At 73.5% G+C, this 22,620-nt stretch carries 16 protein-coding genes; 11 read left to right on the plus strand and 5 right to left on the minus strand.

Going from position 1 to position 22,620, the window contains the following annotated elements; all coding sequences use genetic code 11:
• Positions 1-39: 39 nt before the first annotated feature.
• Positions 40-462 carry an HIT family protein gene (locus OOJ91_RS26065; RefSeq protein ID WP_266248982.1) on the minus strand — a complete coding sequence of 141 codons (423 nt, stop codon included), beginning with the start codon at positions 460-462 and terminating at the stop codon, positions 40-42.
• Between the two features lie 106 nt (positions 463-568).
• On the opposite strand from OOJ91_RS26065, the gene OOJ91_RS26070 reads away from it, so the two are divergent.
• The 5 genes from OOJ91_RS26070 to ilvA all read left to right on the plus strand — a co-directional run bounded on the left by OOJ91_RS26070 (position 569) and on the right by ilvA (position 6,654).
• Positions 569-1,615 carry a hypothetical protein gene (locus tag OOJ91_RS26070; RefSeq protein ID WP_266248984.1) on the plus strand — a complete coding sequence of 349 codons (1,047 nt, stop codon included), beginning with the start codon at positions 569-571 and terminating at the stop codon, positions 1,613-1,615.
• Positions 1,616-1,727: 112 nt separating this feature from the next.
• Complete coding sequence (locus tag OOJ91_RS26075) at positions 1,728-2,870, plus strand: cystathionine gamma-synthase (RefSeq protein ID WP_266248985.1); 1,143 nt, start codon at positions 1,728-1,730, stop codon at positions 2,868-2,870.
• 12 nt (positions 2,871-2,882) lie between these two features.
• On the plus strand, positions 2,883-4,292 hold the full coding sequence (locus OOJ91_RS26080; RefSeq protein ID WP_266248987.1) for an amidase: 1,410 nt from the start codon (positions 2,883-2,885) through the stop codon (positions 4,290-4,292).
• A gap of 46 nt (positions 4,293-4,338) precedes the next feature.
• Entirely contained in the window at positions 4,339-5,310 is a 972-nt protein-coding gene (locus OOJ91_RS26085; protein WP_266248989.1) for a DUF4328 domain-containing protein, read from the plus strand.
• A 123-nt stretch (positions 5,311-5,433) separates the two neighbouring features.
• Positions 5,434-6,654 (plus strand): threonine ammonia-lyase, encoded by a 1,221-nt coding sequence (ilvA, locus tag OOJ91_RS26090; RefSeq protein WP_266248991.1) that lies wholly within the window; start codon positions 5,434-5,436, stop codon positions 6,652-6,654.
• 90 nt (positions 6,655-6,744) lie between these two features.
• On the opposite strand, the gene greA is transcribed toward ilvA, so the two are convergent.
• Positions 6,745-7,242 (minus strand): transcription elongation factor GreA, encoded by a 498-nt coding sequence (gene greA / locus OOJ91_RS26095; protein ID WP_266248993.1) that lies wholly within the window; start codon positions 7,240-7,242, stop codon positions 6,745-6,747.
• A gap of 168 nt (positions 7,243-7,410) precedes the next feature.
• A complete protein-coding gene (locus OOJ91_RS26100; protein ID WP_266248995.1) occupies positions 7,411-7,851 on the minus strand; it encodes a DUF4307 domain-containing protein in 441 nt (146 codons plus the stop codon).
• Between the two features lie 199 nt (positions 7,852-8,050).
• Here OOJ91_RS26100 and mca point away from each other — a divergent pair, with 199 nt between their 5' ends.
• The 6 genes from mca (at position 8,051) to purE (ending at position 15,928) form a co-directional block, all read left to right on the plus strand.
• A complete protein-coding gene (gene mca / locus OOJ91_RS26105; protein WP_266248997.1) occupies positions 8,051-8,932 on the plus strand; it encodes a mycothiol conjugate amidase Mca in 882 nt (293 codons plus the stop codon).
• A gap of 49 nt (positions 8,933-8,981) precedes the next feature.
• Positions 8,982-9,275, plus strand: a complete 294-nt coding sequence (locus OOJ91_RS26110) for a hypothetical protein (RefSeq protein ID WP_266248998.1) — start codon at positions 8,982-8,984, stop codon at positions 9,273-9,275.
• A 233-nt stretch (positions 9,276-9,508) separates the two neighbouring features.
• The gene (locus OOJ91_RS26115) at positions 9,509-11,989 is read left to right on the plus strand and encodes a putative bifunctional diguanylate cyclase/phosphodiesterase (protein ID WP_266249867.1); all 2,481 of its coding nucleotides are present in this window, start codon (positions 9,509-9,511) and stop codon (positions 11,987-11,989) included.
• 86 nt (positions 11,990-12,075) lie between these two features.
• The gene (locus OOJ91_RS26120) at positions 12,076-14,112 is read left to right on the plus strand and encodes a thioredoxin domain-containing protein (RefSeq protein WP_266249000.1); all 2,037 of its coding nucleotides are present in this window, start codon (positions 12,076-12,078) and stop codon (positions 14,110-14,112) included.
• Positions 14,113-14,229: 117 nt separating this feature from the next.
• A complete protein-coding gene (locus OOJ91_RS26125; RefSeq protein ID WP_266249002.1) occupies positions 14,230-15,405 on the plus strand; it encodes a 5-(carboxyamino)imidazole ribonucleotide synthase in 1,176 nt (391 codons plus the stop codon).
• Between the two features lie 31 nt (positions 15,406-15,436).
• Complete coding sequence (gene purE / locus OOJ91_RS26130; protein ID WP_266249003.1) at positions 15,437-15,928, plus strand: 5-(carboxyamino)imidazole ribonucleotide mutase; 492 nt, start codon at positions 15,437-15,439, stop codon at positions 15,926-15,928.
• A gap of 120 nt (positions 15,929-16,048) precedes the next feature.
• Here purE and OOJ91_RS26135 read toward each other — a convergent pair whose 3' ends face one another.
• Positions 16,049-20,947: an SCO7613 C-terminal domain-containing membrane protein gene (locus OOJ91_RS26135; protein WP_266249004.1), complete on the minus strand. Its 4,899-nt coding sequence runs from the start codon at positions 20,945-20,947 to the stop codon at positions 16,049-16,051.
• Between the two features lie 150 nt (positions 20,948-21,097).
• Entirely contained in the window at positions 21,098-22,525 is a 1,428-nt protein-coding gene (locus OOJ91_RS26140) for a UDP-glucose dehydrogenase family protein (protein ID WP_266249006.1), read from the minus strand.
• Between the last annotated feature and the right edge of the window lie 95 nt (positions 22,526-22,620).

The raw sequence follows: 22,620 nt of genomic DNA on the forward strand, positions 1-22,620 counted from the left end.
CACCGGTAGGTCTTCCTTCCTTACCCGCGTCACTGTGACTCAGGCCCCGCCGCCGTGGGCGGCGGCGATCCGGTCGGCGTACGTCTGTGCCTCGGTGTCGTCCGTGTACCGGGTGCGCGGCCAGAAGAAGCCCCGCAGCCCGTCGCCCTTGGTGCGCGGCACCACGTGGGTGTGCAGATGCGGGACGGACTGCGACACCTTGTTGTTCATCGCCACGAACGTCCCACCCGCCCCCAGAGCGGCCTCCACCGCCACCGCGAGCCGCTGGACCAGCGCGAAGTAGCCGGGCAGCAGATCGGTCGGAAGCTCGGCGAGGGTCACCAGGTGCACCCGGGGCACCACCAGCACGTGTCCCTTGAACACCGGGCGGGTGTCCAGGAAGGCCACCCCGTCCGGTTCGTCCGCGACCCGGAACGCCGGCACCTCACCCGTCACGATCCCGCAGAACACGCACCCGCTCATCGCCCCAGGCTATGCGGTCGGTCCCGCCTGACGCGCCCCCCGCGCATCCATCGACTGTGGTAGTCATTTACGGGTCTGAATCAGTACACGGGGGGAAGGACGCACCTTGCGCATCAGAAGAGGCACGACCCTGGCGTTGGCGGCACTGACCGCCGGGCTGCTCACCGGCGCGATCCCGGGCCAGGCCCAGGCGGCCGCCGCGCCGACCGCGACCCCGCTGCCGTTGAAGACGGTGGCCGACGTGGTGTCGGCAGGTGACCGGGTCTTCGTCAGCGGTGGCCATTCCTCGACCGACGTCGTGGTGGCCAGCGCGACGGGCGCGGTGGTCGGCACCCTGTCCGGTCTGCCCGGCCCCACCGACCTGCTGCTCAGCGCCGATCGGCGGACGCTCTACGTGGCGCTGCCAAGCGCCAACGCCATCGCCGCCTTCGACACCGGCTCGCTCGTCGAGTCGGCGCGCTACGACACCGGCGAGGGCGAGTGCCCGTCGTCGCTGGCGTTGACCGGGCGCTACCTGTGGTTCGGCTACGGCTGTGACCAGTGGGGCGGCAACATCGGCCGGATCGACCTCGGCCGGCAGCCGGCCCGCTTGACCACACGCGTGGTCAGCCAGGACTACCACGATTACCCGCTGCTCACCGCTGCCGGCCAGAACCGGTCGGTGCTGCTGGCCGGGCAGCCGTCGCTGAGCCCGTCGTCGGTGTACGCGTACGGCATCGGCGCCGGCGGAGCACTTACCACCCTGCGGACGAACGCCTGGTCGGTGCTCGGCAGCAACCTGCGGGACATCGCGCTCGACGCGACCGGCACCACCCTCTACACCGCCGCCGGAGCGCCGTACGAGGTGCAGGCGTTCCCGTTCGCCGACATCTCCACCCCGTCGGCGATCTACCCCACCGGGGCGTACCCGAACGCCGTCGAGGTCTCCCGCGACGGCGCCCGGATCGCCGCCGGCGCCGACGCCAGCTACGACCCGGACGTGTTCGTCTTCACCCCGGACGGCACCGAGCTGGCCCGCTTCGAGCTCGGCGACGAGCTCAGCGACGGCGCGCTGGCCTGGGCGCCGAACGGCGCCCGCCTCTACGCGGTCGCCTGGGACTGGACCGGGGTCGACCAGGCCACCCTGCACGTCCTGCCGATCCCGGCCGGCTGACCGGCCCGCCGACCCCTGGTCGGCGCGCGGGGGCCGGGCCGGACGGTCCGGCCCCCACCGGGAGCGCGGGTTCCGTTCCAGCCCTCGGGACGGGGGCACTAGCCTCACCAGCATGAGTCACGGCTTCGAGACGCTCGCCATTCACGCCGGTCAGGACCCTGAGGCCCGCACCGGCGCGGTGATCCCGCCGATCTACCAGACCAGCACGTACGCCCAGGACGCCGTCGGCGCCCCCCGGCTCGGCTACGAGTACAGCCGCTCCGGCAACCCGACCCGCGACGCCCTCCAGGAGTGCCTGGCCGCGCTGGAGGGTGGGCCGGTGGGCCTCGCCTTCGCCAGCGGCCTGGCCGCGGAGGACACCCTGCTGCGGGCCGTCTGCCAGCCGGGCGACCACGTGATCATCCCGGACGACGCGTACGGCGGCACCTACCGCCTCTTCGCCCGGGTGGCCCAGCGCTGGGGTCTGGAGTTCACGCCGGCAAAGGTCTCCGACGTGGACGCCGTCCGGGCCGCCGTGCAGCCCGGCCGGACGAAGATCGTCTGGGTGGAGACGCCGACGAACCCGCTGCTCGGCATCGCCGACATCGCCGCCCTGGCCTCCCTGGCGCACGACGCCGGCGCGCTGCTGGTTGTCGACAACACCTTCGCCTCGCCGTACCTGCAACAGCCGATCGCGTACGGCGCCGACGTGGTGGTGCACTCCACCACCAAGTACATCGGCGGACACTCCGACGTGGTGGGTGGCGCGCTCGTCGTCGCCGACGCCGCGCTCGGCGAGGAGCTGCGCTACCACCAGAACGCGATGGGCGCGATCAACGGCCCGTTCGACGCCTGGCTCACGCTGCGCGGCATCAAGACCCTCGGCGTACGGATGGATCGGCACTGCGACAACGCCGAGCGGCTCGCCGCGTACCTCGACGGGCACGCCAAGGTGGCCCAGGTGATCTACCCCGGGCTGCCCTCGCACCCCGGACACGAGGTGGCCGCCAAGCAGATGCGCCGGTTCGGCGGCATGATCTCGTTCCGGGCCTCCGGCGGCGAGGACCACGCCGTGGAGATCTGCAACCGGGCGAAGCTCTTCGTGCTCGCCGAGTCGCTCGGCGGCGTGGAGTCCCTGATCGAACACCCCGGTCGCATGACACACGCAAGTGCTGCCGGCTCGCCGCTTGAAGTTCCCGGTGATCTCGTGCGACTGTCTGTCGGCATCGAGACGGTCGACGACCTGCTCGCCGATCTGGAGCAGGCGCTGGGCTGACCGCTGGGGAGGATGGCCGTGCAGGACATCGTGGCGACCTGGGTCGGGGCGACCGCCAAGCAGATCGCCCGGGGCGTACGCCGGGGTGACGTCTCGGCCACCCAGGTCGTCGCCGACCACCTGGAGTACATCGCCTCGGCCGACCGCGAACTGGCCGCGTTCCGCGCCGTTCGCGGCGGCGAGGCGATCACCGAGGCCGAGAAGGTCGACGAGCAGGAGGACCTGGCCAACCTTCCCCTGGCCGGGGTGCCGGTGGCGGTCAAGGAGAACACCCCGGTCGCCGGCCTCCCCACCTGGAACGGGTCGGCAGCCGTACGCACCGACATCGCGGAGGCCGACCACGAGGTGGTCCGCCGGCTGCGTGGCGCCGGTGCGGTGATCCTCGGGGTCACCCGGATGCCGGAGCTGGGGCTGTGGGCGCTCACCGACGACGAGAGCGCGGTGACCCGCAACCCGTGGGACAACACGCGTACCCCCGGGGGGTCCTCGGGCGGCGCCGCCGCCGCGGTCGCCGCCGGTCTGGTGCCCATCGCGCACGCCAACGACGGGCTCGGCTCGATCCGCATCCCGGCGGCCTGCTGCGGCCTGGTCGGTCTCAAGCCCGGCCGGGGCGTGGTGCCCTGCCAACTCGGCGCGGACGACTGGTTCGGCCTCACCGAGCACGGCATGCTCACCAGCACCGTCGCGGACGCGGCGGTCGGTTTCTCGGTGCTCGCCGGCCGGCGGGCGGAGAAGCTGGTTCCGCCGCAGCGGCTGCGGGTGGGCGTCTCGCTGCGCTCGCCGGTGCGCGGCATCTCCCCGGACGCACCCAACCGGGACGCGGTGGCCACCGCCGGGCGGCTGCTCGCCGCCGCCGGGCACGACACCGTGCCGGCCGATCCGGTCTACCCCACGGCCCTGGGCCTGCAGGGCATCGCCACCTGGTTCGCCGCTGCCGCCACCGACGTCCGGGCCGCCGGGCTGGACCGACGCGGCCTGCAACGCCGTACCCGGCGGCACGTCGCGCTTGGCGAGTGGGCGCAGCGCCGCGGTTACGTCCGCGAGGCCGACCGGGCCGCCTGGCGGCAGCGCTCGGTCGACTTCTTCACCGACCACTCGGTCGACCTGCTGCTCACCCCCGCGCTGGCCAGCGCGCCACCGGAGGCCGCACGCTGGTCCGAGCGATCCTGGCGGGCGAACATGTCGGCAAACATCCGGTACGCCCCGTACGCCGCACCGTGGAACATCGCCGGCCTGCCGGCGATCGTGGTCCCGGTGGGCCGCCGACCGGACGGCCTGCCTGTCGCGGTGCAGATCGTCGGCCCGCCCGGCTCGGAACTGCTGCTGCTCGGCGTGGCCGGTCAGTTCGAGATGGCCGCCCCGTGGTCGCGTCACGCCCCCGGCTACCCCCTCGTCGGAACGGGGTCGCCGGCCGCCGCATGATCGTCTAACGTGTGCGCGCACCGTCGCGCGGACCCGAAGGACACGAATGCGCTGCCTGACCTGCGGGGACGCCACCTCCCCCGAGCACAACGACTGCCAGCGCTGCCACACCCCACTGGGGCAGCCCGCCGTCACGCCGGGGCTGCCGACCTACCGCGTACGTGGGATCGGCCTGGCCGCCACCATCGCCGTCGGCGCGACAGCCGTGTTCTACCTGGTGGTGTCGCTGTCCCCGCTGATCGGCATCGTGCTGGCCCGGCGGGCAATGGCCAACGACGACACGGACCTGCTGCTCGGCGCGGCCGTCGTCGGAGGGCTGTTGGCGCTGCCCATGGTGGTGGCGCACCTCACCGCCGCCGTGCTGGTGATCATTTGGACGTGGCGGGCGCGGAAGAACACCGACGCCTTCCCGGGCGCGCTGCCGACGCTCGGGGCCGGCTGGGCGATCGCCGGCTGGCTGGTGCCCTTCGCGAACTTCGTGGTGCCGGCACGTGTGGTGGCTGGCGTGGCGAGGGACAGCCTCTGGCGTCGGTTCACGCCGACCCTCGTGGTCGTCTGGTGGTGCGCCTGGCTGGTGTTCAGCGTCGGCGGGCGGCTGACCAGTCGCGCCGACGAGAAGGCGTACGACAAGTTGCCGGAGACCCCGTTCACCGACGCCGGCTACCAGGCGTACGTCGACTACTACGGCGACTCCCTGCTCCGCAACGCCCTGCCCGCGGTGGCCTGTGCGGTCGCCGCGGTGACCCTGATCCTGCTGATCCACCGGATCTCCGCCGCGCAGGAGGCCCGGATCGCCCAGGCCGCCCCGGTCTGGCCGACCGCCGCAGGATGGCCGGCCGCCCCGGTCTGGCCGGCCCAGCCGGTCCCGGTGGCCCAGTCGGGGCCGGCAGCCCAGCCGGTCCCGTCGGGTCCTGCGGGCCCGGCGGTCCCGGCGACTCAGTCGGCCTCGGACGCCCAGTCGGTCCCGGCTGCGCAGCCTGCTTCGGAGGGGGCGCCGGGGGCCGCGCCCACTGTGTGATCCACTCCGGGTCGCCGATGTCGCGGTGTCCGGGTGTGGTTGATGCCGCGATGTCGGGGATGTCGAGTGGATCAAGCCGGTGTCGCCGCAGGGGGCGCCGAGGTCGGGTGGCACGATCGGGGCATGACGCAACTGGTCGGCCTCGACGACGTACGGGCTGCACGGAAACTCCTCGCCGACGTCGTCCGGACCACCCCGCTGGAGCCCTCCCGGCCACTGAGCGCGGCACTGGGCGGACCGACCTGGCTCAAGTGCGAGAACGTGCAGCGCGCCGGCTCGTACAAGGTGCGCGGCGCGTACGTGCGGATCTCCCGACTGTCGGCGGCCGAGCGCGAACGCGGCGTGGTGGCGGCGAGCGCCGGTAACCACGCCCAGGGCGTTGCGCTCGCCGCCGGGCTGGTCGGCACGCACGCGACTGTCTTCATGCCTGTCAACGCGCCGCTGCCGAAGGTCGCCGCCACGAAGGGGTACGGCGCGCAGGTCGAGCTGGCCGGCAACACGGTCGACGAGTCGCTGGTGGCGGCGCAGACGTACGCCGAGCGGACCGGTGCGGTGCTCATCCACCCGTTCGACCACGCGGACGTGATCGCCGGGCAGGGCACTGTGGCGTTGGAGATCCTCGAACAGTGCCCGGAGGTGCGCACCATCATCACCGGAGTGGGCGGCGGCGGCCTGATCTCCGGCATGGCGGTGGCCGCCAAGGCACTGCGGCCGGACGTACGCATCATCGGCGTGCAGGCGGCCGGCGCGGCGGCCTTCCCGCCCTCCCTGCTGGCCGGGGAACCGGTCCGGCTGCCCGCGTTCGCCACCATCGCGGACGGCATCGCGGTCGGGCGGCCGGGGGAGATCACCTTCAACCATGTCCGCAAGCTCGTCGACGAGATCGTCACGGTCACCGAGGAGGACATCTCCCGGGCCCTGCTGATGCTGTTGGAGCGGGGCAAGCAGGTCGTCGAGCCGGCCGGAGCGGTAGGCGTGGCCGCGCTCCTGGCCGGGGTGGTCGAGGTGGAGACGCCAGTGGTCGCGGTGCTCTCCGGCGGCAACATCGACCCCCTGCTGATGCTGCGGGTGATCGAGCATGGTCTGGCGGCCGCCGGACGCTACCTGCGGGTGACGGTGCGGTGCTCCGACCGGCCCGGGCAGCTCGCCTCGCTGCTCAGCCAGATTGCGGAGCACCGGGCCAACGTGGTGGACGTGGAACACCAGCGGGCCAACCCGCACCTGAGCCTCGGCGAGGTGGAGGTGGCCCTGTCGGTGGAGACCCGTGGCGTGGAGCACTCCGACACGTTGATCAGCGCGCTGCGCGCCAGCGGTTACCAGGTGGTCTTCGCCGCCGAGGCGTGACACGTGGGGTGTCACACCTCGACGGCGGTACGCCTCGGGCGCGCTGTCGCCCGGTCGGCTCGGCGTCGGTGGCGCGGAGCCTGGTGACGCTCAGCCGGAGAACGGCTCGAAGCTGACCACAGTCACCTTGATGTCGGCGCCGCTCGGTGCCGTGTAGGTGCAGGTCTGCCCGGCGCGGCCACCCAGGATCGCCTTGCCGAGCGCCGACTCGGGGCTGTAGACGGTGAGGTCGGTGGTGGCGGCGATCTCCCGCGAGCCGAGCAGGAAGGTCTCGGTGTCGTCGGCGTCGTCGTCGAAGTAGATAGTCACGACCATGCCGGGCGACACCGCGTCGGCCGTCGGGGCCTCGCCGACCTTGGCGGTGCGCAGCAGCTCCTGCAGGTAGCGGATGCGACCCTCGGCCTTGCCCTGCTCCTCGCGGGCGGCGTGATAGCCGCCGTTCTCGCGCAGGTCGCCCTCCTCGCGCCGAGCGTTGATCTCGGCTGCGATCGCCGGACGGTTGGCGATGTGCTCGTCGAGCTCGGCCTGGAGGCGGTCGTACGCGTCCTGGGACAGCCAGGTGGCGGGCGCCTCGTTGCCAGTGGACACAGGCGTTCTCCTCAGTTGTGCGTGGCTGGCTGACAGGTGAACTACCAAACTACCAGTGCGGTACGACACAGCGTGTCGGCGATCACCGCCGGTGTCCGGATCCGGCACGCGCCGTAGACCCATCGCGACGGGTTGCCCGCAGTCGATGCGAGGAGACGTATCCGCAGCTCAGGCAGGAGGTCGGCAGCGCAGAACCTCGCCGATGAACGGTCGGGCGGAGGTGCTCAGACGGTGCCGGGTGCTGACGTGCCGGTCGCCGGGTGCGGCGCTCACCGTGACTTCCGCACGGGCCACCTCGACGCCGGCGCGGTCCCGGGCGCGCAGCACGCAGACCGCCGATCCGCCCGCCGGCACGGTGACCCGGAAGTCGACAACCACCTGGCTGTCCGTGATGTCGGTGTACGTGATCACCTGGGCGTCGTAGACCGGGTCGCCGTACTGCCGGTAGAGCCGCAGCGAGATCAGGCTCAGCACCGCCACCAGCACCAGGAGCACCAGCGCGGCCAGCAGCGTACGACGGCGGCCGTCGCCGGGCGCCCGGCGGCGGCCGTAGCGGCCGGCGGGGAAAACCGGCGCGCCCGGTGAAATTGTGGCGTGCGTCTCGGTCACCGGCGGGTATCTCCTGGCGTTGTTGTCGGCGGCATCGGCAAGAATGGCAGAAGTCCATCCTCCCAGCCCGGCCAAACGGCAGGAATGGCAGGTCGGGCCCCGCGGTGCCGACCGGCGGCGGGGTGGGGAGGGTCCCGGCAGGTCAGCCGGTCGAGCCCGGTCGGGTCCACCGGCCGGCACAGACGAGGAGCGCCGAAAGTTGGCAGAGCAGCTGCGTCTCATGGCCGTCCACGCGCACCCGGACGACGAGTCGAGCAAGGGTGCGGCGACGATGGCGAAGTACGTCGCCCAGGGGGTGGACGTGCTGGTGGTGACGTGCACCGGCGGTGAGCGCGGCAGCGTGCTCAACCCCAAGCTCGATCGGCCCGACGTCTGGGCCAACATCGCGGACATCCGTCGCGCCGAGATGGACGCCGCGCGGGCGATCCTCGGCGTCGACCAGGCCTGGCTCGGGTTCGTCGACTCCGGTCTGCCCGAGGGCGACCCGCTGCCCCCGCTGCCCGAGGGCTGCTTCGCCCTCCAGGACGTCGAGGTGGCCGCCGGCCCGCTGGTGCGCCTGATGCGTGAGTTCCGTCCGCACGTGGTGACCACGTACGACGAGGAGGGTGGCTACCCGCACCCCGACCACATCATGTGCCACAAGGTGAGCGTGGCCGCTTTCGAGGCCGCCGGCGACCCCGAGCGCTACCCGGAGCTGGGCGCCCCCTGGCAGCCGCTGAAGCTCTACTACGACATCGGCTTCTCCAAGGCCAAGATCATGGCCCTGCACGAGGCCATGCTCGCCACGGGCGCCGAGTCGCCCTACGAGGAGTGGCTCAAGCGCTGGGACGATCGTCCGGACAAGGGCCCCCGCATCACCACCCGGGTGGACTGCGCCGAATACTTCCCCGTCCGCGACGACGCGCTGCGCGCCCACGCCACCCAGGTCGACCCGGACGGCTTCTGGTTCCACGTGCCCATGGAGATGCAGCAGCGTGCCTGGCCGACGGAGGATTTCGAGCTGGCGCGCACAGTGGTGGACAGCCCACTGCCCGAGTCCGACCTCTTCGCCGGGGTGCGGGAGACGGCGCACGCGGGCTGATACCCGGCCGGGGCTACTGTGGTAGGCAATCGCACATCGGAGGAACGCCATGCTGACCGCTGCCCAGGTGCTCGCGGAGAACAACTTCGGGGACACCCGCACGGGTGGCCTGGCCGGGCCGATGGGCCTCTTCCTCATCCTGCTGCTGGCCGCCGCGACCATCCTGCTGATCCGCAACATGAACGCCCGACTGCGGCGTCTGCCCGACCGTTTCCCCCAGCCGGGGCGGTCGGTCGATGCGACCAGGACCGACGCTTCAGTCGTCGATCCGACAGACGGGACCAGCGCGCATGATTCATCCACGCCCGCTCCCAATGGGCACCAGCAGCAGCGGAACGGGTAGTCCGGGCATGATTCACGCCGAACCGGGTGGTGGACCCCTGTTGCGACCACCCGGTTTGGCTTAGCCTTCCGCCGGGGGGACCAAAAGTCCCCGAGCCGTGCGCGGAAGGGGGCGCCGATGACCGTCACAGCACCGGCCGCCCGCCGTACCGTCGGTCGGTCGGCTGACGGGGGAGGTCGATGACCACCGGCGGCCCGGCCGGCGACCCGTTCGACCGGCTCGGGGTGCACGGCATGCCTGCCCGACTGCTCGTGTTGACGGCTGCGGTGACGGTGACGGCTCTGGTCGCCGCCGTGGTCGGTCTGACCCTCCCGGCCAGGCTGCCGTCCGACGATCCTCTCGGTGGTCCGGCCCGCTTCGGCATCGCCGTCGCCGTCCTCGCCGTGGCCCAACTCGCCCGGCTCCGCTTCCGCAGCTCCGCCGGCATGGTCAGCATCACCTGGGGCGAGGCGGCCCTGATCGTCTGCCTCTATCTCGCGCCGGCCGGCTGGCTGCCGTCGGCCACCCTGCTCGGCACCGGGCTGGCCTGGACGGCGCTGTCGCTGCACAGTGACCGCCGTCCGCCGCTGGAGATCGTCCGGATCGCCGCGTCGCTGACTGCCGCGTCGGCGCTGGCCGTGTCCGTGACCACAGCCCTCGGACACCCGCTGCTCACCGCGCCGACGCCGATGCTGGCGCTGGCCGTGATCGCCGGGTCGGTGACCTACCTCCTGGTGACCGCCTGGCTCGGTGGGGTGACGCTGGGTCTGCGGCACGGGCTGCCCATCGGGCCGCCGCTGCTCGCCGCGTTGCGCAGCAAGCTGCTGATGTTCGTGGGCAACGTGGCGGTCGGCCTTGTCGTGATCGCGCTGCTGGAGCTGGACCCGCGCTGGTTGCTGCTGCTTCCGCCGTTGCTCTGGCTGCTGCAACAGACCTACCGCTACCGGCTGCGCGCGGACCAGGAACGCCGCACGTGGCGTGCCTTCGCCGAGGCGACCGCGGCCCTCAACCAACTCGACGAGCGGGGCGTGGCCAGCGCGGCGGTGACCGGCGCGTTGGCGCTGTTCAACGCCGAGCTTGTCGACGTGGACGTGGCCCGGGCCGACGGCAGGTGGCGTCGTTACCGGGGAGACGCCGGCGGCCAGCTGCTCGACCGGGAGGTGGGGCCTCCGGACCGGTCGGAGCCCGACGAGTACGAGCTGGTCCGTTCCCTGTCGGTGGGCGCCGCGCTGGTCGGCCAGCTACGGGTCCGGTTCCCGCGCTCCGCCCCACCCGCGACCCGGGAGAGGGACGCGGTGGCGGCCTTCGGCGACGCGCTCGCCGCCGCCCTGCACGACGCCGCGACCCATCGCGAGCTGCGGCTGGTCACCGCCCGATCGTCGTACGAGGCGGTGCACGACCCGCTCACCGGGCTGGCGAACCGCACGGCGATGCTCGGCAAGGGCGACCAGTCGCTGCGGCAACTCGCCCACGACCACCCGGTGGCGCTGCTGCTGCTGGACATCAACCAGTTCAAGGAAGTCAACGACACCCTCGGGCACGCGGCCGGCGACCAGTTGCTGCGGCTGACCGCCAACCGGCTCAGCGCGCTGGCCCGCCCCGGCGACCTGCTCGGCCGGCTCGGCGGCGACGAGTTCGCGCTGCTGCTCACCTCGGTCCCCGTGCTCGGCGACCGGGCCGCACCGATGGCGCACGCGCTGCGGCAGGCTCGCGAGATCGCCGAGCGGCTGGCCGCACCGACAGAGGTGGCCGGCGTGCGGATGTCCATCGAGGTCTCCGTCGGGGTGGTGGTCGCCGACGCCGGCACCGCCGACCTGACCGAGCTGCTGCGCCGCGCAGACATCGCGATGTACCAGGCCAAGGAGGGCGGCGGCAGCGTCGCCGCGTACGACAGCAGCCGGGACGCGGCCAGCACCGACCAGTTGGCCCTGCTGGCCGAGCTGCGCGAGGCGCTGAAGGTCGACGACCAGTTGGTGCTGGCGTTGCAGCCGGCGGTCGACCTGGCCACCGGCGCACCCACCGGGGTGGAGGCGTTGATCCGGTGGCAGCATCCTCGGCGCGGTTGGCTGAGCCCGGCCGACTTCATCCGCCCGGTGGAGAACAGCGAGCAACTCGGCACGTTCACCCGCTACGTGCTGGACAAGGCGCTCGGCGTGGCCGCCGGCTGGGCCCGCGAGGGGCTTGACGTCCCGATCTCGGTCAACCTCTCCGCGCGCAGCCTGCTCGACCCGCGCCTGCCGGCGGAGATCGCCGACGCGCTGCGCCGACACCAGGTGCCGCCGCACCGGCTGGTCCTGGAGATCACCGAGACGGTGGTGATGAGCGAGCTGGAGATCATCGACGAGGTGCTCGCCACGCTCCGGTCGATGGGTGTGCAGCTCGCGGTGGACGACTTCGGCACCGGCTTCTCCTCGTTGACCTTCCTCACCCGGATCGCCGTGGACGAGTTGAAGGTGGACCGTTCGTTCGTCATCCGGATGGCCGACTCTCCGGAGGCCGCGGCGATCGTCCGGACCACCGTCGGGCTCGCCCACGAGCTGGGGCTGCGGGTGGTCGCCGAGGGGGTCGAGACGGCCGAGCAGCGGCTGGCCCTGGCCGAGCTGGGCTGCACGTCCGCGCAGGGCTACCACTTCTTCAAGCCGATGCCGGCGGACAAGATCGGTGCGGTGCTCGGGTCGCTGCGCGACTCGGCCGAGTCGAACGTCTTCCGCCTGCGCGCCGACGGCGCCTCCTGAGCGACCCCGCCAGCAGGGCACGTCCCACATGGCCCGGGGCGGGTGACCGCCCGGCGCGGCCCGGCGGCGGTGGTTATGGTCGTCGGGTGAACCGACTCGCCGACGCCACCAGCCCGTACCTGCTCCAGCACGCCGACAACCCGGTCGACTGGTGGCCGTGGTGCGACGAGGCGTTCGCCGAGGCGAAGCGGCGTGACGTCCCGGTGCTCATCTCGGTGGGCTACGCGGCCTGCCACTGGTGCCACGTCATGGCGCACGAGTCGTTCGAGAACGAGCAGGTCGCCGCCCTGCTCAACGACAACTTCGTGTCGATCAAGGTGGACCGTGAGGAACGCCCCGACGTCGACGCCGTCTACATGACCGCCACCCAGGCGATGACCGGTCAGGGCGGCTGGCCCATGACGGTCTTCGCTACCCCGGACGGCACCCCGTTCTTCTGCGGCACCTACTTCCCGCGCGCCAACTTCGTCCGGCTGCTCCAGTCGGTCACCACCGCCTGGACGGACCAGCGGGACGAGGTGCTGCGCCAGGGTGCCGCAGTGGTCGAGGCGATCGGCGGCGCACAGGCCGTGGGCGGCCCCACCGCGCCGCTGGACGGCCCGTTGCTCGATGCCGCGGCCGGCAACCTCGCCGAGGGGTACGACGCGACCAACGGCGGTTTCGGGGGCGCCCCGAAGTTCCCGCCGCACATGAACCTGCTCTTCCTGCTGCGCCACCACCAGCGCACCGGTGACCCGCGCAGCCTGGAGATCGTCCGGCACACCGCCGAGGCGATGGCCCGGGGCGGCATCTACGACCAGCTCGCCGGCGGCTTCGCCCGCTACTCGGTGGACGCGTACTGGACGGTGCCGCACTTCGAGAAGATGCTCTACGACAACGCGCTGCTGCTGCGCGTCTACACCCAGCTCTGGCGGCTGACCGGCGACCCGCTGGCCCGTCGGGTCGCCCGGGACACGGCCCGGTTCCTCGCCGACGAGCTGCATCGGCCGGGGGAGGGGTTCGCGTCCGCGCTTGACGCCGACACCGAGGGCGTCGAGGGGCTCACCTACGCCTGGACGCCGGCCCAGCTCGTCGAGGCGCTCGGCGAGGACGACGGCTCCTTCGCCGCCGACCTGTTCACAGTCACCGACGAGGGCACCTTTGAACACGGCACGAGCGTGCTCAGGCTCGCCCGGGACGTCGACGACGTCGCGCCCGAGGTCCGGGCCCGCTGGCAGCACGTGGTGGGGCAGTTGCTCGCGGCCCGCGACACCCGTCCCCAGCCGGCCCGCGACGACAAGGTCGTGGCCGCCTGGAACGGGCTGGCGATCACCGCGATCGCCGAGTTCCTCCAGGTCGCCGCGCTGTACGCGTCGCCGAAGGACGAGGACGCCAACCTGATGGAGGGCGTCACCATCGTCGCCGAGGGCGCGATGCGCGACGCCGCAGAGCTCCTGGCCACCGTGCACCTGGTCGACGGCCGGCTGCGGCGGGTCTCGCGTGACGGCAGGGTCGGCGAGCCGGCCGGGGTGCTTGAGGACTACGGCTGCGTGGCCGAGGCGTTCTGCGCGCTGCACCAGCTCACCGGCGAGGGCCGCTGGCTCACAGTTGCCGGTCAGCTGCTGGACGCCGCGCTTGAGCACTTCGCCGCACCCGGGGGCGCCTACTACGACACGGCCGACGACGCCGAGCAGTTGGTGGCCCGCCCGGCCGACCCGACCGACAACGCCACGCCCTCGGGGCGGTCCGCGCTCGTCGCCGGCCTCGTGTCGTACGCCGCGTTGACCGGGGAGACGCGTTATCGGGAGGCCGCCGAGAGCGCGCTGGCCACCGTGGCGCCTATCGTCGGGCGGCACGCCCGGTTCGCCGGGTACGCGGCCATGGTCGGTGAGGCGCTGCTCTCCGGGCCGTACGAGATCGCTGTGGCGACCGACGACCCGGCCGGCGACCCGCTGGTGGCCGCGGCCCGGCGGCACGCCCCGCCCGGAGCGGTGGTGGTCGCCGGCCGCCCGGACCAGCCCGGAGTGCCGCTGCTCGCCGACCGGCCGCTTGTCGACGGACGCTCCGCCGCGTACGTCTGCAGGGGTTTCGTCTGCCGGCGACCCGTCACCTCGGTCGAGGATCTGGTCGCCGAGCTGGGTTAGGCCGTAGCGCCCGGTAGTTGCCGGCACCGCGCGCCGGACGGTCCGTCCGGCGCTTCCGAGGTGGTTCACCGGCCCTCCGGATCGGCACGCCGGCCGCCCGGATAGGCTGGCCGCGCTATGGATTCCCGTACCGGTCTGCCAGTTGTCGGCATGGTGGGTGGCGGCCAGTTGGCCCGGATGACCCACCAGGCCGCGATCGCCCTCGGCCAGTCACTGCGTGTGCTCGCGAGCGCCCCCGACGACGGCGCGGCGCTGGTCGCCGCCGACGTCCAGTACGGCGACCACACCGACCTGGCCGCCCTGCGCACCTTCGCCAAGGGCTGTGACGTGGTCACCTTCGACCACGAGCACGTGCCGTCCGAGCACATCCGCACCCTGGCGGCCGAAGGGGTGACCCTGTACCCGCCGGCGGACGCGCTGCTGCACGCGCAGGACAAGCAGGTGATGCGGGAACGCCTCACCGAGCTGGGCGCGCCCAACCCGGCGTGGCGGCCGGTCGGTGAGCCCGCCGACCTGGTCGGCTTCGGCGAACAGGTCGGCTGGCCGGTGGTGCTCAAGGCCGCCCGGGGCGGCTACGACGGTCGGGGCGTCTGGATGGTGGACGACGCCACCCAGGCTGCCGAGCTGGCGACCACACTGCTCGCCGGTGGCACCCGGCTGATCGTCGAGGAGCGGGTGCCGCTGCGTCGCGAACTCGCCGTGCAGGTGGCCCGCTCGCCGTTCGGGCAGGTGGCCGCGTACCCGGTCGTCGAGACGGTCCAGCGCGACGGCATCAACGTCGAGGTGCTGGCCCCGGCACCCGACCTGGACGAGGAGCTGGCCGTCGCGGCCCAGCAACTCGCCATCGACCTGGCCACCGCGCTCGGTGTGATCGGCCTGCTGGCCGTGGAGCTGTTCGAGGTGCGCGACGACGCGGGTCGGCCGGCGATCGTGGTCAACGAGCTGGCCATGCGCCCGCACAACTCGGGGCACTGGACCATCGAGGGCGCTCGGACCTCCCAGTTCGAGCAGCACCTGCGCGCGGTGCTGGACTACCCGATGGGTGACACCGCGCTGACCGCGCCGGTGGTCGTGATGGCGAACGTCCTCGGCGGGGAGCCGGGCGGCATGTCGATCGACGAGCGGCTGCACCACCTCTTCGCCGCCGAGCCGGGCGCCAAGGTGCACCTCTACGGCAAGCAGGTACGCCCCGGCCGCAAGATCGGGCACGTCACGGTGCTCGGCGACGACCTGGACGACGTACGGGCGCGGGCCGCGCGAGCGGCACGCTGGTTGCGCGCGGGGCACGAGTGACCCGGGCGGCTGGGAACCAGGGAGGACCGCAGTGAGCACGGTCGGGCTGATCATGGGCAGCGACTCGGACTGGCCCACCATGCGGGCCGCCGCGGAGGTGCTTGACGACTTCGAGGTGTCCTACGAGGTGCGGGTCATCTCGGCGCACCGGACCCCGGTCGCGATGATCGACTACGGTCGCGACGCCGTCGACCGTGGGCTCAAGGTGATCATCGCCGGCGCCGGTGGTGCGGCAGCGCTGCCCGGCATGGTCGCCTCGGTGACCCCGCTGCCGGTGATCGGCGTGCCGGTGCCACTGAAGCACCTCGACGGCATGGACTCGCTGCTGTCCATCGTGCAGATGCCAGCGGGGATCCCGGTGGCCACCGTGTCGATCGGCAACGCCCGCAACGCCGGCCTGCTTGCCGTCCGCATCCTCGGCGCCTCCGACGAGACCCTGCGCGCCCGGATGGCAACGTACCAGCAGGATCTGGAGCAGCTCATCAAGGCCAAGGACGCGGCCCTCCAGGCCACCCTTCCCTGACCCGGACCCGGACCACTCACCGGTGACCGGCCCGCGAACCCGCCCCACTCACCGGTGACCGGCCCGCGAACCCGCCCCACTCACCGTCCCCACTCACGCAGCCTGCCGTGACCCTCCGCTTCATCTCATGCCGCGTAGCGCGGTCTGGAGGCGTTCCTGGGCGCGGCGGCGGCGTTCGTTGCTGGCCCCGAGGACGAGCAGCAGGAGCCCCACGGGGATCAGCGCCAGCCACGGGCCGAGGCTGAACAGCGCGTGGATCGCGGCGATCGCGGTCACCGATGCGCCGACGATCACCGGTGCCTGCTGCCGGCTCGACGAGCCGAAGATCAGCACCGCCACCGCGCCGAGCAGCAGCAGCATCTGCCGCACCGTGCTGGAGTCGGTGGCCAGCACGATCGCCAGGGTCGGCAGGAACGCGGCGACAAGCGCCGGCCCGTACGCCACCCAGCTGCTCAGATCCGGTCGGTGGCGCAGCTCCAGAACGCCTACCAGCAGAGCCAGCGCGGCGAACGGCAGCGTGTACGCCTCGGGCAGCGCCACGTCGGCGACGCGCATCAGGATCCACCAGGCGGTGATCTCGCAGAAGACCACCGACCAGAACAGGATCCGGCGCTCCACCGGCCGGCGCCCGGGTCGAGTGGCCGCCACGCCCAGGACCGCGCCCCACGCGGCCAGCAGGGCGGCGATGTGCCGGGGCGAGTCGAAGGCGAGGGCCAGCGCGATCAGGGCCGCCGCATAGCCGCTCCACTGCACGGTGGCGGCCTCGCGCTGCGCCTCCGGGCGGCGCAGCTGGGGCAGGGTCGCGGCGAGCACCTGGAGGACCGCACCGACGGCGAGCACCCCGAACGCGGACCACACCGCCGCCAGTCCGGCGACCAGGCCGGCGGTGAGCACGAAGAGCTGCGCCATCAGCGAGGCGAAGAGCCAGCCGAGGATGCGCGCACGCTGGGTGGTGCCGAACAGTGCCGCCACCGCGCCCACGCCGACCGCGCCGCCGAGGGTGAACAGGGTCAGCTGCCGGTCGGCGAGGCTGCCGGCCAGCCCGGCGCTGCCGGCGGCCAGCCCGATGGCGAACACCAGCACGCGCGCCAGCCGCAGTGAACGGGCCGGCTCGACGAGCGGCGGCGGCGGGGTCAGCGCGAGGCCGAGCATCGAGATGGTGAAGACGGAGAGCGCGGCGAGGCTTGTCGCCGGCCACCCACTGCCCAGCGCGATGGGCGCGATCAGCAGCGTGACGGCGGCGCCGGGCAGCACCACAGGTACGGCTCGGGACCGCCGTCCGCCACTGAACCCGGTGGCGGCAAGCGCCGCCGTGGCGGTGAGCAGCAGCGCGGTCAGCACGTGGGTCGGGTTGACCACGTCCGGGGGTGGGGTGAGCAGCTCCGGAGGCGGCCCCTGCCAGATCCGGCTCAACGTGCGGTGCGGCTCGACGAGGGCTGTGAACAGGGCGGGCGCGATCGAGGCGAGGGCCAGGGCGGTCGGCAGCGCGGCGGCCGCTAGCGCGCCGGCGGAGGGGCTGACCCGCCACCGCCGCCGGTCCGGGTCATCCGGCAGTCGCCGCAGCGCGCCGTCGAGGAGCACCGTCCAGCGGCGGACCGGCTGGGCGGAACCGGTGGGCGGCACTGTCGCCGCGCGGATCAGCTCGGCGAGGACGCCGAGCAGTGCGGCCGCGGCCGCGTACACCCCGGCGGGAAGGCCGGTGGGGACGGCGGCGAGCGCGCTGATGCTGGCGCCGCCCACCACGGCCACGCTGACCCAGGGCAGGTACTGCGGAACGTGCCGGCGCACGGCGGCCACACCGGCCAGACCGAGGCTGGACGCGGCAAGCGCGGCGGTCAGCACCACCTGTGCGGAATGCTGGAACTCGACGGCCAGCGCCGCCACCGCGCCGGGCAGCGCGAGCAGCGCGGCGCCGGCCGCCGCGCCGCCGATCTGCGCCAGGTGCGGCGGCATGCCCTCGGTCTCCAGGTCGGCCACCTGCGGCCCGGCCAGCACGCGCGCCAGCGTGGCCACCACGATGCCGATCAGCGCGATGCTGCCCAGCGCCAGCGCGGTGGTCCACGGGCGGACCAGGCCGGCGCCGGCCCCGTGCAGCGCGACAACCCCGGCCACGGTGGCCCGGGACAGCCCGGCCCGGGCCTCCTCGCTGGCCACCGCCGCCATCCCGTAGACGGTGGCGACCATGGACCCGACGAGCACCGGCGACCACCAGGGCAGGTCGAACGCGGCCGGCGCGCCGATCGTGGCGAGCACCACGGCCACGCCGGACACGTCCCACCGCCAGGGCGGCGGGAGCAGGACGCCGGCGGCGACGGCCAACAGGGCCAGCGCGATCGGCGCCTGCCAGGTCGCGCCGCCGGTCGGCGCGGCCGGCCAGCCGCTCAGGTCGCCGTCCCAGATCGGCCCGGGGGTGGCCAGCACACCCACTCCGCCGCGCAGCGCCGTCCAGCCGGCGAGCACCCCGATGAGCAGGCCGCCGACGGCGATGCCGAGGATCGGGCCGCGTCGCCACTCCTCGGGCATGGCGCGGGCGGCCACAGCGACCACCAGGACCAGGCCGGCGGCCACCGCCAGTTGCCCACCCGGGGCGAGGACCGCGGCGATCCGCACCATCGTGGCGATCAGGGCGGTCGTCACCGCCGCGGCGGCCAGGTCCGAGCCGTCCAGGGTGAGGTCGGAGCGGCGGCCGGCGTCGATCGACGGGGCCAGGAAGAGCAGCACCGCGGCGACCAGCAGCAGCGCCCCGACCCAGGCGTCGGCCACCGTCGCACCGGGTGCGCCGAAGGCGGCGGCGGTGACGACGAGCGCGCCCAGCCCGGTGCCGACCGACAGGGGCGCCGGGATGCGCCGCTGGGAGACCTGCACCATCGCGGCGTACCCGAGGGTCACACAGACGGCCAGGAAGCTCGCCGCCAGCACCGGGACCGTCGCCTCGCGGAGGCTGGCCGGGGTGGGGGTCTCGTCGACGGGCATGGTGGCTGCCACGAACGCGGCCACCGCTCCGGGCAGCGCGAAGGCCGCGCCTCCGGCGGCCCAGTCGGTGACCGTGTCGGCGGCGGCCGACGCGATCCGGACCCGGGGGGCCAGCGCGACCAGCGCGCCGGCCGCGCAGAGGGTGAGCAGGACCGCGGCCGTGAGCGCGGGACGGGACAGGCCCGCGCCCGCGCCGAAAAGGCCCACCACGGCCGCGCCGACGGCGTGGGCCAGCGCGGCCCGGGTGGTACGCGCGGAGAGGCCGATGACTCCGATGCCGATCGCGGTGACCACCATCGGCCAGGGCGCCGCCGCCCAGTCGAGGCCGAACGACGCCGGTACGGCGAGCGCGGTCAGCGCTGCCCCGGCGACCGCGAACTCGCGGCGGATCTCCGGTGGCAGGGCCAGCACCGCGGCGATGGTGAGCAGGAACGCGGCGGCGGCGAGTTGCCACGTGGTCGGGCCGACGGCGGTGGCCAGCTCGGCGGCGTACCCGTCGAGGTCGGCGCTCCACGCGGGCAGTGCCGCCCGGACCGGGGCGACCCCGGCGCGGAGAGCACCGCCGGCGACCACCAGTCCGCTGACGGTGAGAGCGACCGCCGAGGCGACCTGCGGGCCGCGTCGGGCGGTCTCGGGGATCGCGCGTACCGCAAGCCCGGTCACCGTGATCACCGCCGCGATCAGCAGCAACGCCTGGCCGGGCAGGGCCACGGAGGCGATCCGGCCGAACGCGCCGATCACGGCCAGGGTGACGATGCCGGCCGCCACGTCCGGCAGCGGTGGGCGGCGCAGCACCAGCGCGCCGGCCAACCCGGCGACGGCGGCCAGCACGAGCACCAGCCCGGCGCCTGTCGCCGTCGGCACGGTCTGCGCCCGCAGCAGGGCGGTGACCGCGTACGCCAGGCCGACCGCGACGGCCACCGCGTGCAGCGACCAGGTCAGCTCGCGCAGGCCGGGCACCGGACGGGCGGGCCGGGCGTCGGCGGTGCCCGGGCCGGCGTCGATCAACTCGCCGGCCTCCTCCGGGTCGGCCTCCGGCCGGGCCTCGGCGTCGCGCTGCCGGGGCGTCGCAGACGGGGTGGCCGGGCGCGACAGGTCCTGCCGGACCGGGCGCTCCACCACGAGCGGGGAGCGGGCCAGCCAGAGGTCGAGGAGGGCCACCAGGGTCAGCACCAGCGCCCAGCCGCCCGGCCCGGTGATCCGGTCGTACGCGAGCAGCGGCAGCACCGGCTGCGCGGCGACCACCGTCGCGAAGCGGGGCGCGCGCAGCCCGGTCCAGGCGGCGTACCCGACGGACACGGCGGCGGTGGCCGTGAAGATCAACCCGGCGAAGACGGCTCCGGAGGTGCCCCCACCGCCGATCGGGTCCACCGCCCACAGCGCGTACCCGGCCAGCGGCACGAGCAGCAGACCCACCGCGGAGATCGTCTCCGCGGTGGAGGTGAGCCCGCGCCGGGCCAGCGCCGGCGGCGCGAGCAGCATCAACACGGTCGCGACAAGCAGGACTCCGAGGCGGGCCAGCGCGTCCATCGAGCTGGTCGCCACCGCGGCGAAGACCACCGCGGCCACGGCGAGCAGCAGCGCGCCCAACCCGAGAGGGATGTTCTGCACCTCCCGGGAGGACGCCTCCGGGGGGTGCTCGGGGTTGTCGGCGTCCAGCCAGGACGCCCGGGGCGGGGGCGGCGGCGGATCCTCAGGCGTGGGCGGGGTGCCCTGGCGGGGGACCCGGGGCGGTGCGCCGGCGGTGGCCGTCGGTGGGCGGCGACCGGGGCGGCGGCGCAGCACCCGGCGGGGCCTGGTGGCCTGCTTGATCCGCTCCTCACCGGCGTGGGCGAGGATGTCCCGTTGGAAGAGCGCGGCCTGCATCTTGGCGGCGATCTGCCGCTGTTCGCGGGCGATGGCGGCGTCGCGCGCCTTCATCTCCGCGATCGAGCGCTCGATGTCCGCCAGGTGATCGCGCCACTGCGGTTGATCGGCCCCGCAGTGCGGGCAGCGCACGGCCGGCTTGATCTCCCGGCCGCACGAGGAGCATTGAAAGGTCGCCACGACACCCCTCCACCCGCACTGTGGACTCCCACTGTCGCAGCATGCCCAAAGCTGGCGCGGATTTCGACACTTGTCGGCGGGTCCGGGGAAAACAACATCACCGGCCGGCCGCGAAGGGGTGCTTCGCGACCGGCCGGTGAGTGCGAAACGTCAGGGGCGGCCCATGCCCCGGTACTCCCAGCCGGCCTGGGTCCACAGTGCCGAGTCGAGGCAGTTGCGCCCGTCGACGACCTTGCGGCCACCCACCAGCTCGCCGAGGGCGACCGGGTCGGCGTTGCGGAAGTCCGCCCACTCGGTGAGGACGCAGACCAGGTCGGCGCCGGCAACCGCCTCGTTGATGCCGGCCTCGTAGGTCAGCTCGGGCACCGCGCGACGGGCGTTCTCGGTGCCCTGCGGGTCGTACACGTGCACGTCGGCGCCGGCCTTCTGCAGCAGCGCGGCGACGGCGAGCGCCGGGGCGTCGCGGACGTCGTCGGTGTTGGGCTTGAAGGTCGCGCCCAGCACGGCGATCCGGGTGCCGGAGAAGTCCGGCCCGGCCGGCCCGGAGCGGCGACCCAGCAGGTCCGCCGCGAGCTGGAGCACGCGGGTCCGGCGGCGCAGGTTGATCAGGTCGACCTCGTGCAGGAAGCGCAGCGCCTCACCGGCGCCCAGCTCCTGCGCGCGGGCCTGGAAGGCGCGGATGTCCTTGGGCAGGCAGGCGCCACCGAAGCCGAGGCCGGCCTGGAGGAACCGGTTGCCGATCCGGGGGTCGTACCCGATCGCGCGGGCCAGCTGGGTGACGTCGCCGCCACTGGCCTCGCAGACCTCGGCCATGGCGTTGATGAAGGAGATCTTGGTGGCCAGGAACGCGTTCGCCGCGACCTTGACCAGCTCGGCAGTCGCGAAGTCGCTGACCACCAGGGGCACCTCGCGGTCCTCGGTGGCGGCCAGGTCGAAGACGCCCTTGTGCGCGGCGTAGAGCATGCCGTTGGCCCATTCGCTCTTCACGCCGACCACGATCCGGTTGGGGCGAAGCACGTCGTCGACGGCGAAGCCCTCCTGGAGGAACTCGGGGCTCCACGCCACCTCGACGCCCAGGTCGCCCGGGGTGTGCTTGCCGACGAGCTGCTCGACCCACTCGGCGGTGCCCACCGGCACGGTGGACTTGCCGACGATAAGCGCCTTGCGGGTCAGGTGCTGCGCGAGGCTGGTCACCGACGCCTCGACGTACGACAGGTCGGCGCCCATCCCGTCGGCCCGCTGCGGGGTGCCGACGCAGATGAAGTGCACGTCACCGAACTCGGCGGTCTCGGCGATGTCGGTCGAGAACCGCAGTCGACCGGCGGCCAGGTTGCGCTTGAGCAACTCGTCCAGGCCGGGCTCGTGGATCGGCACCTCGCCGGCGTTCAGCATCGCGATCTTGTCCGCGTCGACGTCGAACCCGAGCACCTCGTACCCGAGTTCCGCGTAGCAGATGGCGTACGTCGCACCGAGGTAGCCGGTCCCCAGGAACGTCACCCGCGGCCGGGCCGCGCCCGAGGGCGGCGTCACCGCGGCGATGGCGGGGGTCGGCTGGATGGTGGGGTAGGGGATCGTCACGCCTGTCTTCTCCGCTCGCACTGGCGGCGCGTCGTCGCGTCGCATTCTGCTGCGGCGCCTGGCGGGGCACCGGAGGGGTGGCTCACTGTCTGCCT

Source organism: Micromonospora lupini (assembly GCF_026342015.1).
Taxonomy (GTDB): domain Bacteria; phylum Actinomycetota; class Actinomycetes; order Mycobacteriales; family Micromonosporaceae; genus Micromonospora; species Micromonospora lupini_B.

What these genes read in the sequence shown, in the direction of transcription:
- OOJ91_RS26065 (WP_266248982.1), bottom strand. Translation starts at nt 462, where the DNA reads ATGAGCGGGTGCGTGTTCTGCGGGATCGTGACGGGTGAGGTGCCGGCG.
- OOJ91_RS26075 (WP_266248985.1), top strand. Translation starts at nt 1,728, where the DNA reads ATGAGTCACGGCTTCGAGACGCTCGCCATTCACGCCGGTCAGGACCCT.
- OOJ91_RS26080 (WP_266248987.1), top strand. Translation starts at nt 2,883, where the DNA reads ATGGCCGTGCAGGACATCGTGGCGACCTGGGTCGGGGCGACCGCCAAG.
- OOJ91_RS26085 (WP_266248989.1), top strand. Translation starts at nt 4,339, where the DNA reads ATGCGCTGCCTGACCTGCGGGGACGCCACCTCCCCCGAGCACAACGAC.
- ilvA (WP_266248991.1), top strand. Translation starts at nt 5,434, where the DNA reads ATGACGCAACTGGTCGGCCTCGACGACGTACGGGCTGCACGGAAACTC.
- OOJ91_RS26110 (WP_266248998.1), top strand. Translation starts at nt 8,982, where the DNA reads ATGCTGACCGCTGCCCAGGTGCTCGCGGAGAACAACTTCGGGGACACC.
- OOJ91_RS26115 (WP_266249867.1), top strand. Translation starts at nt 9,509, where the DNA reads ATGCCTGCCCGACTGCTCGTGTTGACGGCTGCGGTGACGGTGACGGCT.
- OOJ91_RS26125 (WP_266249002.1), top strand. Translation starts at nt 14,230, where the DNA reads ATGGATTCCCGTACCGGTCTGCCAGTTGTCGGCATGGTGGGTGGCGGC.